This window comes from Clostridium omnivorum (assembly GCF_026012015.1).
Classification (GTDB): Bacteria; Bacillota; Clostridia; order Clostridiales; family Clostridiaceae; genus Clostridium_AX; species Clostridium_AX omnivorum.
Window position 1 is genome coordinate 931807 of sequence record NZ_BRXR01000001.1, and the last position, 16430, is coordinate 948236.

Here is a 16430-nt window from a genome sequence, read left to right on the forward strand (position 1 = left end):
CTAAAATTTTATCTCAATATTTTCACCAGTTATGCCGGCATAAACCCCTTTATCCACTAAAACTTTTCTCTCAGGGTGAGCCAAAAGCCACTTATTTTTTGCTGTAAGAAGTCTTTCTTCAAAAGGAAGCTCTCCGTTATGATTATTATCTAAAGGAAGGTTTGTCCCTCTAGGCAGCACTACTACACATTTGAAGCCTTCAGGCTGAACCTTACAGGGTGCAAAATGAAGGGTTGTGCCGTACAATTCTACCACTGTTTCTCTGCCTAGATAAAAAGCTTCTATTTTATCTGAATCATAGGTATTATTATTAATGTCCTCAACTTTTCCAAGCAATAGCACCAAATCAGTAACTGCTGCATCTATTTCACTGCCCTTATGGTACTCAAGTCCATTGAGCTTTGAATTAACTCCATTGCAGTATCCAATCTGTATAGGCATTTCACCATAAAAATTTTTTTCTATATCCTTAGCTGATTCCATTGACTCCATTGCTTCCACAGATGCTACATAAATATTTCCTTCACTTGGTATATACGTGTTTTTTTCCATATAGTCAAATAAATTATTAAAATCCAGCTCTTTTATTACTCTTCCATACTTTTTAAAATTATCACTGTTTATATCATATAACTTTATATTTGGATTTTTCACCTTTAGCTTTTCATAGCTCATATTTTACCCACCTCACTAAAGAGCTTGGAATATTCACTTTGCTTTCGGTAGAATATTGGAGGATATCCTTCCTTTGCTTCTACCTCTATTTCACCACCAGTAAATTCTTCTCCAGTCCAAATATGCACCCAATTATCTTTAGGAAGATATACGTTCCATTTTTCCACACCTTCTTTATATACAGGAGCTGCTAGTATATCTCTTCCGTAAAGATATTCATATTGAAGGTTGTAGCAGGTTTCATCCTCTTCATAGTGCAAGAATACTGGTCTCATTACAGGTATTCCTTTATCGGAATTTTCCTTAACTAATGCTTTAGTATATGGTGAAAGTTTATTAAATACCTTTCCCATTCTAGCTAAATGCATTAATGTATCCACATCGCTATCAAACTGCCAATTATCATCAGGTCTGTTTCCTTCATGGGTTCTCATCATTGGAGTGAACGCGGAAAAATCTATCCATCTCTTCATAAGTTCCTTTGTTCTCTTCATATGATAAAGGGTAGTATATCCTCCAATATCACTGTGATGAAGTCCCACACCGCACATTCCTAGTGAAAGTGCTGCAGGAATTACTGAAGCAAGTCCATCATCAAGACTCCAATTAACATTTTGATCTCCCGCCCACATCATAGTTGAGTATTTTTGACTTCCTGTAAAGCCTGCTCTCATAAAGAAGAATACTTCTCCTAGCTTACCTCTCTCTTCTACTGCTTCATAGTTTAACCTTGCCCAAAGTGCAGGCCATTTATTATGTAGCAGCTCCGCACTTTCTCCGCTGTAAAGTACTGCATCAGTAGGTAAATATTCTCCAAAGTCAGCCATCCAGCCAGCGAGTCCAAAGTCAATTAAATTAACCTTAATAACATTTTTATACCATTCAAAAGCCTTCGGATTGGTTAAATCAACAACTCCGGCATAAAAGCATCCCATATCAATAAGGTAATCTTCACCTATATGATTTTTAACTATATATCCCTTACCGCTAGCTTCCTTAAATAAATTGCCTTCTATAGCTAGATAAGGATTTGCATATCCTAAAAACTTTATTCCTTCTGCTGATAATTTTTTAATTTCAGTGTCAAGCCCTGGATACATTTCTTCATTCCACTGCCAATTCCACATAAGTCTTTTTCCAAAAGGAGTTATTCTCTTTCCTTCCCAATCCTGAGCCCAAATTCCCGCAACTGGCATTCCAAGCTCCTTTGCCTTTTTAACCTTATCAAGACATGTCTCAGTTCCTCCTTGGATTCCAAGTATAACACCATCATAAATCCATTCTGGGAGCTCTGCCTGTCTGCCTAAAAGAGCTGTTATGTCTTCTAAAAGTTCAAGAAAACTATCCTTCCTGCTGATAATAAATTTATCTGGAACATGCCAAAATTCAAGCTCATGGTAATTATTTTCCTTAAAATTAAAGTTCATATAGGAGCTTTCATCTGTATGAAAGAAGTATTTTCTTGAAGACACAAAAGTGGGCTCAGGGAAAAAGGTTGAATAATAATCTCCACCTGCTTTATCCTCCACATCGGCTAGAAAGGTTTCATAGGTCTGCTTGTTTCTTCCTACACCTTGCTCTGAAACCCAAAGCGGAAAATTCTTACCTCTCAAGTTGAAATAGCTAAATTGTTCTCCAAGTCCGTAAACCTTTTCTTCTTTCTCGGCATAAAGTCTTATCCAAACTCTATTGATTGCTTCATCATTTGTATTTAGCTTACAAATAAGCCTTCCAGCTTCCTCGTAAAAGTCTAACTGAAGCATCTTATAACCTTCAGTATACATTGTAAGCTTTACATTATCATCATTTTCTAACTTATAGTTAATAAGAGGAATCCTTTCAAAAATATTTTCTTCTATTTTAAAGTTTCCTCTATACATGTCGTAGGTGGCATGTCCCTTTCCTACAAAAATAAAGGGATTTTCTTCAGTATGTTCAATAACAACTTCATTTTTATAATTTAAAGTAAATCCATTAGAATGCTCTATAAGTTTCATTAATGTTCCCACCTTATCTTATAATTTCCCATCCTTTAATACTTGCAAAGATTTCAAAAGGTCTAATATAATCTCCATATACCATGGAAACATGGTGAGCTACTCCAGTATAGATAACCTTATTAACTACATCTGTAACTGAATTTTCAAATATAACTTTTGCATAAGTTCCTGCCAATTGTTTTTCCATTGGAACTGCTTTACCCTTTTGCATAAATAATCTAATTTTACCTTGTGCAGAATCTATTCTTGAGAAGGTTACTTCTCCTTCCTTCATTACAAAGCCTGCTGTAACTCCTCTTCCGCCTGCAAAGTATGTATCAAGACTTCTTACACATTTTCCGTCCCATAAGTTGCAAGGTGCCACACCACAATGCCACATCAAAGCAAAGTTTCCAGCAAAATCTACTTGAGATAAATCTGCTAAGAATGGAGTTTCTCCACCTATTGCTCTTTGAGCTATCATTGAAAGTGTACCTTCTATATCCCCTTCACAGCCTAATATGTAATCTTCTGATTGCAGTAAAGACATAGCAGCACAAGGTGAAACTCCAAAGGTAGCTGCAAATTCTGGCCAGCATCTTATAGCAAGTCCAGTTAATCCCTTAGTATCTACAAACTTTTTAAGCTTTGCTGCAAGTTCTGCCACTTTATTTAATTGGTATTCATTGATATCAGAGGAATCAAAATTATTTTTTAGTTTAGTTAACTTATCATTGATTTCTTCCTCTGACACCTTTGTATCAAAAATTTCGCTAAGTTCAAAGTGATCTAATATTAAGCCCATCTCATTAAAGCTATTTAGCTCATCAATACCTAAATTGAAAAATCCATGTGCTCTAAAGCCTGCAATGCCTATATAAGCATTTTTCAAGGCTGCATCTATTCTAATTGCATTAATCCAATTTTCATCTATAGTATCTCCAACTGATGCATAATACTGTCTGTTTCCACTCTTATATAGATTTGAAGCATTTAGATTAACTCCACAAACTGAATTTAATCTTATTTTGCCACCATTATAAGGAAGCTCATTTAATCCCCATAGATATATTGGCTTTTTGATTTCTTTATTAAGTTCTAGTACAAGGTGTCCTAAATGGAAAGTTCCGCTAATTACAACTAGCCCGTCTACATTTTTAGAAGCAAGATAATCTGCCGCCTTTCTTGCATCTTCTACAGAAATAACTAAGTCGTCAATAAAGCTATAAGTAACCTGCTCAATATTCTTTAAATCCTCTTTAATTTTCCCATAAATCTCTGCAGCTGCAGCAAAGTCATAGGTGTCCCTAGCTAAACAAACTACACCTATTTTTACATGTTGTTTCATTAGTAATTCCCCCTTCTAAATTATTGCACCTGTTTTATAAAAAAACTCTCGCAGAGCAAGAGCTACTGCACCAATAAAATTACTTTTATTATTTAGTACACTTAAATCTATTATCTTATCCCATTCTATATCTACAAATAAATTATTAAGATGTTCCTTTAGCTTGTTTACTATAAAGTCATATTTGAATACTTCGCCATAAAGAACAACTCTGTGAGGATCATAAAGGCTTACTGAGTTTCCAATAACTACAGCTGTAAAGTACAGAGCCTTATCAAAAAGTTCTCCCTCTGTTTTTCCTCCCATTTCAGCTGCCTTTGCAATAAGTCTGAGGCTTAGATTATCAATATCCCCTGAAGCTAATTCATATAATATTGGAGTAGCTTCCTTGCTAAAGGAAGGAGATATTTCTTCTATAAGTGCCTTTTGAGAAACTAAGGTTTCAAGGCACCCATGCCTGCCGCAGCTGCACTTTTTACCATTATAATCTACAATTGAGTGACCTATTTCACCTGGAGAGTTATAGCTGCCATTGTATAATTCATTGTTTATTATTAAAGCTGCTCCTATACCTGGACCATATTTAATAAACATCATATTATCTACATTTGCCTTAGAATTGTAATCGAGTTCTCCTAGGGCTAGTGTTCTAACATTGTTGCCTACAACTACAGGAATACCCAAATGCTTTTCTAATATCTTCTTTATAGGAACACTTTTTTTCCAAAGTCCAAAGGCTTGCTTGCTTATTCCCTGCTCATCTTCTACATGACCAACAATTCCAACCCCTACACCTAAGATATCTTCTTTGAGAATATTTTCTTTCCAAAGCATATTCATACAGTAAGAGGCTACATTTTCTAAAAACTCTTCAGGTATTTTAACTTCACCAATTGGAAATCTCTTAAATACCTTTGTTTCACATTTAATATTAGAAACCCCAATATTTATATAATCTGACTCAATATTTATGCCTATCACATATTTAAAGTCATAGTTAATGTCAATTAGTACTTTTTTTCTGCCGCTTCTTTTATCCTCTTCTTCAAGCTGACCAACTTCTTGAATTACACCTTCTTTAACTAAATCATTAACGATTATGGTTATTGCTGCAGGAGTTAAGTTAAGCTTCTTAGCAATATCAGCTCTAGAAATTGCCCCATAGTTCTTTAAAATATTTAAAATTGATTGACGATTTTGCAACTTAACAGTTGCCATATTTTTTCCTGTTGTAGTATCCATAAAAACCACCTATTCATAATAATTAGTTTATTAAATAACTCTATACCCTTTATTATAAACCTTTAGTTAAAATTTGTAACTTTTTTCATAAAATTCTTCTTTATCTAGTGATAAATATATAGTAAATAAGATATATTTAATTTGTTTAATTAATATTTCATAAATTAATTATAACATTTAATTAATGTAATTAATAGTGTTTTCAATATTTTTTTAATTTTTTATTTTTATTAGAAGGAGTTTTTAAATAAATGTCCAATATATTAGTTAATGCATTTAATTAATATACTATATAAATTATTTAATGGAGGTATTAACTATGAAAATTGTATTAGGTTCAGACAAATCCGGATTTCCACTTAAGGAGGCAATTAAGAAGTATCTTACTGAAAAAGGTCATGACATAGTAGATGTAGGTACTCAAGACATGGAGCACGGTATGCCATACTTTAAAGTAGCTCCTTTGGCAGCAGAACTTGTAGCAAGCAAAGAATGCGAAAAGGGAATTTTAATATGCGGTACTGGAATGGGAATGGCAATAGTAGCAAATAAATTCCCTGGCATATATGCATCAGTTGTAGAAAGTGTATATGGTGCAAAAATGTGCAGAGCAATAAATAATGCTAACATTCTTACTATGGGAGGATGGATTATCGCTGAAAACATGGGAATAGAAATGGTAAACGCCTTCCTAGAAACTGAATTTACCCAAGACCTTGAAGAATGGAGAAAAGATTTTTTAAAGAACGCTTATAAGGAAGTAGGCCAAATTGAAGATAATATTTTCAATAAATAATTTGGACGAGGTGATAAAATGAATTGGAATTACTCACAACCTGTTAAAATAATCTTTGGAAACAATAAAATAGAAGAGCTTCATGATATTTTTAACAGCTTAGGTCTAAAAAAAGGTATTCTAATATGCGATCCTATTTTTAAGAGTAATGGGTTAATGGACAAAATATTAGATTTTTCAGCTGGTCTTTTAGTAGAAACATTTTATGACATCACTCCAAATCCTACAGTGGACAGTGTAGATTCCTGTGCAGCAATAATGAGAGAAAAAAATATTGAGTTTGCTGTTGCACTAGGCGGAGGAAGTTCCTTAGACTGTGCAAAAGCTGCATGTTCAGTTTGCAAAACCCCTTACTCCATAGCAGATTTTCACAGCGGCAGCAAAAGGCTTGGCAGTGAACACATACCACTTATAGCTATACCTACTACCTCTGGAACAGGAAGCGAGGTTACTCCTGTTGCAGTTTTATCAAACCCTCACAGTGGAGTAAAAGCACCCCTTGTAAGTGATAACTTTTTTCCAAGCCACGCAATAATTGACCCAGCTCTAACCTTGACTGTTCCTGCACAAGTAACCGCTTCTACAGGTATGGATGTTCTATCTCATGCTCTAGAGGCATTTTGGAGTTTAAACCATCAGCCTATCTGTGATGCTTTAGCATTACATGCTGCCAAATTGGTGTTTAAATATCTGCCTATTGCCTATGCTGATGGAAGCAACCTAGAAGCTAGGGAAAAAATGAGTGAAGCTTCATTAATAGCTGGTCTAGCCTTTGGATTACCAAAAACAGCTGGTTCACATGCTTGCTCCTTCCCTTTGACCAACCTTTATCACATTCCCCACGGAGAAGCTTGTGCCTTCACTCTTGATGCTTTTACAAAAATAAATGCTGAAGCAGAAGATGGCAGACTACATGAATTTGCAAGAGCAGCAGGCTTTGAAAATGCTTATAAAATGGCGGATACCATATCAGAAATGAAGAAAGCCATGAAACTTAAAATCACACTCAAAGACGCAGGAATTCCAGAGGATAATCTTGAGGAACTATCGAGACTAAGCCAGCATCCAAACATGTTAAATAACCCTGTAAAAATGAATGTAGAAAGTATTTTAAAAATGTATGAAAGCTTAATATAATAATAGGAGATTAATATAATGGTTGATCTTAATATAGTTCAGTTCCTTTTATTTGGGGTGGTAGTGCTTGCCACCCATTTTCTAGAAGGAATAACGGGCTTTGGCTGTACTGCCCTTGCCCTTCCTTTTGGAATAATGATTGTAGGAATTAAACTCTCTGTACCAACCTTAATAATCCTTGCATGGATCTTAGCACTATATATTGTTATTATTGACTTTAAAAATATAGTTTGGAAGGAATATATAAGGATTGTAACCTTTGTTGGTATTGGACTTCCTATAGGAATGCTAATCTACTCTTACCTGCCTGAAACATTACTAAAAAAATTGTTAGGTGGCTTTATGATACTAGTAGCCTTAAGAGGTTTGTATCTTTCACTAGGCGGAACTTCAAAACTAAAATTAAATCCTATTGTACTTAATATTATTTTATTTGTTGGCGGAATAGTACATGGAGCATTTGGTACTGGAGGGCCTTTTATAATAATATATGCAGCAAACGCCATTCCAAAAAAAAGTAACTTTAGAGCTACTCTATGCACCCTATGGTTTACCTTGAATAGTATTATAATAGTTAAAAACTTCGCTTCTCACGCAATGACTAGAAATGTATTTATGCTGCTACTGGTATCTATACCATTCCTACTAGCAGGAATGGTACTAGGCAATAAAGCTCATAATAAAGTAGATGATAAACTATTCACCATTCTAGTTTACGCAGTACTTTTACTTTCAGGAATATTTATGTTTCTATAAAATTAAGGACGGTTCTTCTAAAAGAACCGTCCTTTTACTTATCTATATTATCTCTTTTTAGCAACAACTTCTTTTGCTGCATTTGCAATATCCTGTGCTGTCATCTTATATTTTTTCTTTAAGTAATCCATCATTGCAACTTCGCCAAAGTGATCCTGTACTCCAATAGCCTTAAGTGGCACTGGGCATTCTTCTATAAGCACCTCTGCAACTGCTGCCTTAAGTCCTCCAACTACATTATGATTTTCACAAGTAACTACTGCACCTGTCTTTTTAGCTGAGGCTACTATGGTTTCTCTGTCTATTGGCTTTATAGTATGGATGTTAATTACTTCAGCGTCTATTCCTTCTGACTTTAAAATTTCTACCGCATCTAAAGCTTCTTTTACCATTATACCAGTTGCAAATAATGTGACATCTTTTCCTTCTTTAATGACATCAGCTTTGAAAAGATTGAACTCATAATTCTCATGGAATACTATTGGAGCTGCTTTTCTAAATAACCTTATATAAACTGGACCATCATGCTCAATAATTTGTGGAAGCGCCTTTTTAAGCTGCACAGCATCTACAGGCTCAAATATTGTCATTGTAGGTATACTTCTTAATACTCCCATATCTTCCATGCTCATATGAGTACCGCCGTTTAATTCTGCGGTTATTCCTGGGTCTGAACCGATTATTTTTACATTTCTTTTTGCATAAGCTATTGATATAGTAATTTGATCACAAATTCTTCTTGTAGCAAAAGGAGTAAAAGATCCAATGAAAGGTATAAAACCGTAAGAAGCCATACCTGCTGCTACAGCTGCCATATTTTGTTCTGCAATACCAACATCAAATGCTCTTTCTGGAAACTTATCTCTTAAACTTAGTGTACCATTTGCTCTTGCTAAATCTGAATCTATAACAACAATTCTCTCATCCTTTTCCATTATCTTTCCTAATTCATCAGCAAGTACTTGTCTTACTTCAATATTGCTATTCATATCCATTACCCCCTATTCTAATTCCTTGAGTGCTTGGTTTTTTTGCTCTGCACTTATTGGCATATTATGATTTTTAACTCCTGCTGCTTCTACAAAGGAAACTCCTTTTCCCTTAATTGTATTTAATATAATCATACTTGGAGCATCCTCTTGCTTTTTTGCTCTTTCTATAGCATTATAGATTTCTTCAACATCGTGGCCATTAACAGAAAAAGTATTCCAACCAAAGGCTCTCCATTTTGCTTCAACACTCTCAAGTCCCATAACTTCATCAACAGTTCCATCTATTTGAAGTTTGTTACTATCTGTAAAAGCAATAAGATTATTAAGCTTAAAGTGAGCTGCGCTCATAGCTGCCTCCCAAACCTCACCTTCCTGACTTTCTCCATCGCCTACTATTGAATACACATAAGCATTATCCTTCTTTATTTTAGAAGCTTTTGCTATACCTACTGCACAGGATATTCCTTGTCCTAAAGATCCTGCAGTCATATCTATTCCTGGTGTTCTATTCATATCACAGTGACTTGGAAGTCTTGTTTCAGGCTTATTTAGAGTTAGCAGCCACTCTTTAGGAAAGAACCCTTTATCAGCTAAAACAGCATAGAGAGCTGGGCCTGCATGTCCTTTAGAAAGAACTAATCTATCCCTTCCCTCCATGGTCGGATTTTCCGGATTTATGTTCATAACCTTGTGGTATAGCACTACTAAGCATTCAACCACTGATAAGCACCCACCTACATGGCCTACACCTAGATTACCTATCTCATCCATGATTAAATAACGAGTATATTTGCTCTTATCCTCTAAAAAATTTCTTTCATCAATATTCATTGTGTTTTCCTCCTTTATATTAATTAAACCTTTTAACTAATCCGTGTTTAAAAAAGTGCGTTAAAGACTAGCAACCTAGCCCTTAACAGCACCAGCGGTGAGACCCGATATAATTTGATCTTGGAATAATATATACCCTAATATGCTAGGTATAATACTAATAATTATAGCTGCATACATAGAAACATAGTCAGTTGTAAATTGGTTTGTAAAATATCTTATACCTATTTGCACCGTTCTTACCTCTTGTGAAGAAGTTAGAAGCATTGCATAGATAAACTCATTCCAGCAGTAAATAAATTCAAAGGTAGCTGCAGTTACTAAGCCTGTTTTAGACATTGGTAATACAATCTTAAAAAATCTTTGAAAGAAGTTACAGCCATCCACTATACCGGCTTCTTCTAATTCGCCAGGTATATTATTCATAAATCCTCTAACTATTGAAATCGATAGTGGAAGCCCTACTGCTGCATACACTAAAATAAGACCAAATCTTGTGTTATAAACACCAAGTTTATTTACTACTAAAAAGTAAGGTACCATTAATGCATTTATAGGTACTAGTATACCTATAGTAAAAGTATTAAAAATTACTTCCTTACCTTTAAACTCAAATCTAGCAACTACGTAAGACGCCATTGCTGCAACTATTATATTTAATACTGTTGCAACTAAACTAACTATAATAGAGTTCATAAAAAGTGTTGCCAGCCCTGAAACCTGAAAGGCGTTTATGTAATTTTGAATTTGCCATTTGGCCGGAAGTGCAAAAGGATCTCCCATAAGCTCAGTGTTAGTTTTTAACGATGATATAACTAACCAAACCATTGGCACCAATGTATATAGTAGAATGAAAATTAATACTATCCACATAAAAACTTTATAGGAAATACTTAACCTCTTAACACTACCCTCACTGCCTAGATCTTTTGTTTTTCTAATTCTAGGTTTATTAGATTTATTTAAAATCGCTTTATTTTCCATGCAAAGATCACCTGCCTAATATATTTTTTTAGGACCTCATTTTATGCCTTAAAGACCTTTCTTACAGTTACAATAACTATTGAACCTACAAGAATTAACACAACGCCTGCTGCATTTGCAAGCCCATAGTTCATGTTACCAAACTCTTTAAAAATATAGAGTACCATTACTGAGGTATTATTATCAGGTCCTCCATTAGTCATCAGGTATACATTTTCAAATTGTCTTAAACCATAAATTAATGCAAGAGTTAGACAAGTAGTAATTGATCCTTTAATAAGTGGCAGAGTTATGTATAAATCCTGCTTAAATGTACTTGCTCCATCAATTTCAGCAGCTTCATAATAACTTTCTGGAATTGAAGAAATATCAGCCATAATAATTACCATAAAGTAACCTATGTAAAATAGCCAATAAATTATCATAACAGGAAATGCAGTATTCATATCTCCTAGCCAGTTTTTTTGTAAATTTCCAAGGCCTATTGCTTTTAACAAAGCATTTAAAGCACCATACTCACTGTTAAAAATAGCTAGCCACATCATAGCAAGTGCAAGTCCAGAAATTATATTAGGAAAATAGAAAATTGTTCTAAATATTTTCCAACCACGTGGTTTCTTTGATAATAACATCGCTACTATAATAGCTAGAGGAACTTGTATGAAGCCTCCAGCTAAAGCCCAAATTACGTTGTTTTTTATGGATTTCAAGAATACATCATCAGTGAAAAGAAATTTATAATTTTTTAAGCCTACAAATTCTCTAGCTCCAACTCCATCCCATTTTGTAAAGCTAGTAAAAGCTACGTACCCAACAGGATAAATGAAAAATGTAACAAATAACACTATGGCTGGTATAAGAAACAATGCCATTCCGATCTTATCCAACCGAGATTTTTTCATAGCCCCACCCCTTCGTCATAAGGTGCGGACAAGGAAATTCTTCCTTGTCCACATTTTAAATTTAATAGTTGCTATTTTGCATCTGCCTTTTTTAATTGATCAATAAATTGTTCTGGAGTCTTCTTCCCTGCTACTAAAGCTGATAGTGCTTGTGGAAATTCTGTACCTACAGCAGGCTTAACCATAAGTTGGAAGTGTGGAACAACATAAGGTGCCTTACTAAGCTGATCATTAATTTGACCTTGAAGCTTTTCAACATTTGAATTTGAGTCTGACTTAACAACGAACATAGCACCAGAAGCTTGTGAAAGTTTAGCTACATTATCCTTTTGAGTTAAATACTTTAAGAACTTAACTACTGCATCTTCCTTTGCTTTATCAGTTTGTTTAGCCGCACCGATTATTGACTGAACAAATCCAATATATCCACCTGCTTCACCTTTTCCGCCTTCATATGTAGGTGCTGGTGCAACGCTAACAGAATCATACATTTTGTTAACACCTTCATTTTTAATTCTTCCAATAAACCAAGGCCCATTCATAAGCATAGCAGTTCTTTCATTAAGGAAATGTCCTGCTGCTACTGCTGCTCCAGCTCCTACAGCATCTTTTGTTGTATACTGGAACATCTTTTGCATTTCTTTAGCTGCTTCTAAAAATGCTGGATCGTTTAAACCTCTAGAATAAACATCTTTTCCACCTATAGCAACAACTAATTGAGAATACCAAAGCATAGAAGTCCATGCATTTTCACCTGTCATTTGGGACATTGGAGTAATTCCAGCTGCTTTTAACTTATCACACATAGCGTAAAATTCTGTATAAGTTTTTGGGAATTCTTTATATCCAGCCTTTTCTAATAGTTTTCCATTGTACATTACTGGAGCAACTCCGTATTCATAAGGTATAGCCATGATCTTATTATCTTGAGTTACTTCATTTAGTGAATTTCCTACAAAATCATTTTTCCATCCATCGTTCATGTACTTAGTAAAGTCCATTAATTTCCCTGACTTCATATAAGTCTTAGCAACTTCTCCTCCCTTAAATACGAATAAATCAGGAAGTGAGTTAGTAGCTACTGTAGTTTTCATCTTGTCTTCATAAGCATTGTAATCAGCAATTTCTTCTACAGTAATTTTAATTTTTCCTGCGTTGTCAGTATTGAACTTGTCGATAAGTTCTTTCATTGTAGGAGCTTTTGAATCCTTTCCTACCCAGAAAGATGCAAATTTAAGTTCAACTTCCTTTTGCTGTGAGGTGTTAGTGGATTGACTCTTTCCACATCCTACAAACATACCCGCAGATACAACAGCTGCTAATGAGACCGCCACGATTTTAGAAATTGTTTTTCTTTTCATACATTTCCCCCCAATTTTATATAACTATTTATAAAAATATATCGCCATATATAATGTCCCTAAGTTATGTTTGGTAAAGGTTTACAATGAGTTGAAAATAATTCCATTAACTGCTAAAAATATTTCAAAGCTTTCTCAAGCTATTAATTAACACGTTTAATTTATTTATATTTTCATTTTATTCCATTCTAATAGCATTGTCAATATATTATTTTATTTCACTTTATTATTTATAGAAATCTGCAACATATTAAACAATAAATATCCAGCTTCATACATAATAACCTTTAATTTTACAAGCTAATCACCAAGCTTTAAGGATATAGCCACATCACTAAACTGAATAATATCACAGCACACTTAGCAAAAATCAAAACTATTGAGCCATATTTAGCATATTAATTAAACAAAATAATTAATATCAATATTGCATTCACAACATGCTATGCACCTGCATATTATATACTGATATGTAAATTAGGAGTGTGGCATTATGAACGGCAAAATTGTTGACGTATTTCCAGGAGGCAATACCTCCAAGGGCTTTTATTCATTTTACAGGTATATTCTAGGTCAAGATGAAGCAAGAAGAATAATCTGTATAAAAGGAGGTCCAGGAACAGGAAAATCTTCACTTATGAAGAAAATTGCAAAAACCTTCAATGAAAAGGGCTATGATATAGAAAGGCATCACTGTTCCTCCGATAATAACTCACTAGACGGAGTCGTAATCAAAGGTTTAAATGTTGCTATACTTGATGGAACCGCACCACATGTAGCGGTATCGTAAACATAAAAACTTATAGAAGTGTTATTTTAATCATTAAATATTTTAGTGAATTTAAAAAAACAGGAGTTAAAACTCCTGTCTTCATTTAAAACCTTTTACTTGATTCTTAAATTGTTGCGTATAATATTCTTTTATCCTTTAGATATGTGCCATTAGATATGCATGTAATTCTGGCAAAATTGATGATAGTGATCCTATAAGTATAAATAGAATACCAATAAGCATATTAAATGGTATAATTTCATGTAATAAAATCAGAGCAAGAATTGGTGCCAAAATAGGTTTTATGAAAAATACCAATGAAGTTATTTGTGCAGATGTCTCTTCCAAAGCTTTGAAGTAACAAGCATATCCTATCCCTGTATTAACAATAAATATATAAAGTAATATAGGTAGTAATTTTATTGAATATCCTGTAAATAAAGGAATGTTTGTGAATACAGGGAGCCCAATTAAACTAAAATAATTTGCAATAAAGCTATTATGACTTAATGCAATTAATACTAACATTTCTAAACTTCCAAATATAAATCCAAAGCAAGTAACTGTTACTCCTCCGTATTTTTCACACATTCTTTTTCCTAAAACCCCATATAAAGCAAAGGTTAGTGTTGAAGTAATTGTTAGTATAATACCTAATACACTAAGCTTCGTATTTAATGGATTTATAATAATCAAAGTACCGATTATTTCAAGAATCAATGAAAGAATATTGTTTTTATTTATAACTTCTCCTGTAAGAAAAAAAGCTAAAATTGTAACAAAAACTGGATTGCAGCTAAATAGAACAGCAACTACTGATGCTTTTGTAGTTTGTACTGCCAATTGATATAAGCCCATACTTATAACTATACCTAAAAATCCTAGAAAGGCAAAATAGACTAAATCATTCTTTACAGATATATGTTTTTCTCTCAGCGACTTATGAGTAAATGGAACTAAAAACAAACCGCCTATAAAAAATCTAGTAAAGGTAAGCTGTATTGGATTAAATACACCAGCCACAAGTTTCAGTACAATTTCCAAGGTACTGAAAATAATTGCTGTTAAAACAACATATATATAACCTTTTTTCAAATTACCCTCCAATATTTAAATAGTATCTGCATACAAAGGATCAATATCTATTATTTGAATCTAAATATGATACAGCACTTAACGCCGCAACCAAACCTTCACCAGCTGCCTTCATATATTGATAAGGCTTTCCAATACAATCTCCTGCTGCAAAACAACCTTTAATATTAGTTTTCATACTTCTATCCACTTTTATATGTCCTTCCTCCATTAAGAGTCCAGGAACTAATTGAGCAGGGGATATGCTATCTTTAAGTACAAACACCCCATCTGTATAAATTTCCTTTGATTTCAAGATGAGTTTTTCTACTTTGTTATCTCCTATTATTTCAATTGGCTTGTCCTTTACAACTTCTATGTTTTTCCTCAAATTGTAATTACCCTCATACATGGGTATATAATATAGTTTACTAGCTAGTTCACTTACATAATTTGCTTCTTCCTCAGCTTCCTTATTATATCCAATAACAGTAACTATTCTATCTTTGTATAAAGGAGCATCACAAGTTGCACAGTATCCTACACCTCTTCCAAGAAACTCTTCTTCTCCACTTATTGGCTTTGTATATTCTATTCCTGTTGCAATTACAATAGATTTTGCTTCATAGCATATTTCATTTACCATAAGAGCAAAATAATCCCCCATAGAATAGATTTCATTTACTCTTTCATTAGTAACGTTTATATCAAATTTTTCTATATGGTTTTGAAAATTATCTTTCAATTGTTCCCCAGTTATATCATGAAAGCCTAGATAATTATTTATCTTTGAAGCCTTTATTAATTTACTACTTAAATCCTTATTGCCAAATAATATTATACTTTTGTTTCTTATTTTAGCATTAATTGCAGCAGATAAACCTGCTGGTCCACTTCCTATAATAGCTATATCATATCTATTTTCCATTTTCTATCTCCTTATTCTTATAGTTTATTACATTAAAGAACTAGGCTATAAGTTTGCAGGAACTCACAGCCTAGTCTTACCATTTAGATAATAAAAGTATATATACTATAATATTACCACTATCCTTTATAGCTTTATTATTTTAGATCCTTGAATATTTTTATAATTTTATCTTTGTCAGGATGCTTGCCATAGTCCATAATTACTAGGTTATTATTTATTATAGCATCCACTTCCATAGGACTACTCTGTAAATCCAGCTTCATCTTCTCTGATTCTTTTGCCATTTTTATATTGTTTACTGCTACTGGCTGTTTGCTTTTTAAGTCCATGATATATACTCCAATACCAGTACCATTTATCTTATATTCGTATCCTTCTTTTTCTCCGATACAACCAGCCATAGCATCTCCCTTTTCAACTTTAAGACCCTCTTTTTTTAAGGCATCTACAAATGTATCAAAAGTAAAATTTTTAACCTCGGCTGAAGTACCTGTCTTCGCAGTATCTGTTGTCTTAGTATCTGCACTAGTATTGCTTGTACATCCCACCATAGAAATAAGCATTATAGCAACAATAATTGTACTTAATATTTTTTTCATAAAAAACCCTCCAAATATTTATTAATAATTAATATAATTCTTTATTTCATA

General features: G+C 33.5%; 15 protein-coding genes and 1 pseudogene. 4 read left to right on the plus strand and 12 right to left on the minus strand.

Translation table 11 applies throughout. The annotated features are described in order from the left end of the window. The 4 genes from bsdE14_RS04290 to bsdE14_RS04305 are packed head-to-tail and all read right to left on the minus strand — an operon-like array spanning nucleotide 1 to nucleotide 5244. Complete coding sequence (locus bsdE14_RS04290) at nucleotides 1-675, minus strand: DUF4867 family protein (RefSeq protein ID WP_264848726.1); 675 nt, start codon at nucleotides 673-675, stop codon at nucleotides 1-3. Then, the gene (locus bsdE14_RS04295) at nucleotides 672-2672 is read right to left on the minus strand and encodes an alpha-glucosidase (RefSeq protein ID WP_264848727.1); all 2001 of its coding nucleotides are present in this window, start codon (nucleotides 2670-2672) and stop codon (nucleotides 672-674) included. The genes bsdE14_RS04290 and bsdE14_RS04295 overlap by 4 nt, the downstream gene beginning before the upstream one ends. Nucleotides 2673-2685: 13 nt before the next feature. Beyond that, on the minus strand, nucleotides 2686-4002 hold the full coding sequence (locus tag bsdE14_RS04300; RefSeq protein ID WP_264848728.1) for an L-fucose/L-arabinose isomerase family protein: 1317 nt from the start codon (nucleotides 4000-4002) through the stop codon (nucleotides 2686-2688). A 15-nt stretch (nucleotides 4003-4017) separates the two neighbouring features. Next, the gene (locus bsdE14_RS04305; RefSeq protein WP_264848729.1) at nucleotides 4018-5244 is read right to left on the minus strand and encodes an ROK family transcriptional regulator; all 1227 of its coding nucleotides are present in this window, start codon (nucleotides 5242-5244) and stop codon (nucleotides 4018-4020) included. Nucleotides 5245-5563: 319 nt separating this feature from the next. Between bsdE14_RS04305 and bsdE14_RS04310 the strand changes: the two genes are divergently transcribed. The 3 genes from bsdE14_RS04310 to bsdE14_RS04320 are packed head-to-tail and all read left to right on the plus strand — an operon-like array spanning nucleotide 5564 to nucleotide 7933. Next, nucleotides 5564-6040 carry an RpiB/LacA/LacB family sugar-phosphate isomerase gene (locus bsdE14_RS04310; RefSeq protein ID WP_264848730.1) on the plus strand — a complete coding sequence of 159 codons (477 nt, stop codon included), beginning with the start codon at nucleotides 5564-5566 and terminating at the stop codon, nucleotides 6038-6040. An 18-nt stretch (nucleotides 6041-6058) separates the two neighbouring features. Continuing rightward, a complete protein-coding gene (locus tag bsdE14_RS04315; RefSeq protein WP_264848731.1) occupies nucleotides 6059-7177 on the plus strand; it encodes an iron-containing alcohol dehydrogenase family protein in 1119 nt (372 codons plus the stop codon). A gap of 18 nt (nucleotides 7178-7195) precedes the next feature. Then, nucleotides 7196-7933, plus strand: a complete 738-nt coding sequence (locus bsdE14_RS04320; RefSeq protein WP_264848732.1) for a sulfite exporter TauE/SafE family protein — start codon at nucleotides 7196-7198, stop codon at nucleotides 7931-7933. A 47-nt stretch (nucleotides 7934-7980) separates the two neighbouring features. Here bsdE14_RS04320 and bsdE14_RS04325 read toward each other — a convergent pair whose 3' ends face one another. From bsdE14_RS04325 to bsdE14_RS04345, 5 genes are all read right to left on the minus strand, one after another. Then, nucleotides 7981-8922: a transketolase family protein gene (locus bsdE14_RS04325; protein WP_264848733.1), complete on the minus strand. Its 942-nt coding sequence runs from the start codon at nucleotides 8920-8922 to the stop codon at nucleotides 7981-7983. Nucleotides 8923-8934: 12 nt separating this feature from the next. Continuing rightward, nucleotides 8935-9756 (minus strand): transketolase, encoded by an 822-nt coding sequence (locus bsdE14_RS04330; RefSeq protein WP_309298111.1) that lies wholly within the window; start codon nucleotides 9754-9756, stop codon nucleotides 8935-8937. Between the two features lie 75 nt (nucleotides 9757-9831). After that, complete coding sequence (locus bsdE14_RS04335) at nucleotides 9832-10740, minus strand: carbohydrate ABC transporter permease (RefSeq protein ID WP_264848734.1); 909 nt, start codon at nucleotides 10738-10740, stop codon at nucleotides 9832-9834. A 41-nt stretch (nucleotides 10741-10781) separates the two neighbouring features. Then, the gene (locus tag bsdE14_RS04340) at nucleotides 10782-11642 is read right to left on the minus strand and encodes a carbohydrate ABC transporter permease (RefSeq protein WP_264848735.1); all 861 of its coding nucleotides are present in this window, start codon (nucleotides 11640-11642) and stop codon (nucleotides 10782-10784) included. A gap of 71 nt (nucleotides 11643-11713) precedes the next feature. Then, nucleotides 11714-13003, minus strand: coding sequence for an ABC transporter substrate-binding protein (locus tag bsdE14_RS04345; protein WP_264848736.1), 1290 nt, complete (start codon nucleotides 13001-13003; stop codon nucleotides 11714-11716). Nucleotides 13004-13496: 493 nt separating this feature from the next. On the opposite strand from bsdE14_RS04345, the pseudogene bsdE14_RS04350 reads away from it, so the two are divergent. Further along, a pseudogene (locus tag bsdE14_RS04350) lies at nucleotides 13497-13781 on the plus strand (P-loop domain-containing protein); the annotation flags it as partial. Nucleotides 13782-13931: 150 nt separating this feature from the next. Here bsdE14_RS04350 and bsdE14_RS04355 read toward each other — a convergent pair. The 3 genes from bsdE14_RS04355 to bsdE14_RS04365 all read right to left on the minus strand — a co-directional run bounded on the left by bsdE14_RS04355 (nucleotide 13932) and on the right by bsdE14_RS04365 (nucleotide 16379). After that, a complete protein-coding gene (locus bsdE14_RS04355; protein WP_264848737.1) occupies nucleotides 13932-14870 on the minus strand; it encodes a DMT family transporter in 939 nt (312 codons plus the stop codon). A 40-nt stretch (nucleotides 14871-14910) separates the two neighbouring features. After that, on the minus strand, nucleotides 14911-15777 hold the full coding sequence (locus tag bsdE14_RS04360) for an NAD(P)/FAD-dependent oxidoreductase (protein ID WP_264848738.1): 867 nt from the start codon (nucleotides 15775-15777) through the stop codon (nucleotides 14911-14913). Between the two features lie 137 nt (nucleotides 15778-15914). After that, nucleotides 15915-16379, minus strand: coding sequence for a hypothetical protein (locus bsdE14_RS04365; RefSeq protein WP_264848739.1), 465 nt, complete (start codon nucleotides 16377-16379; stop codon nucleotides 15915-15917). Nucleotides 16380-16430 lie beyond the last annotated feature (51 nt).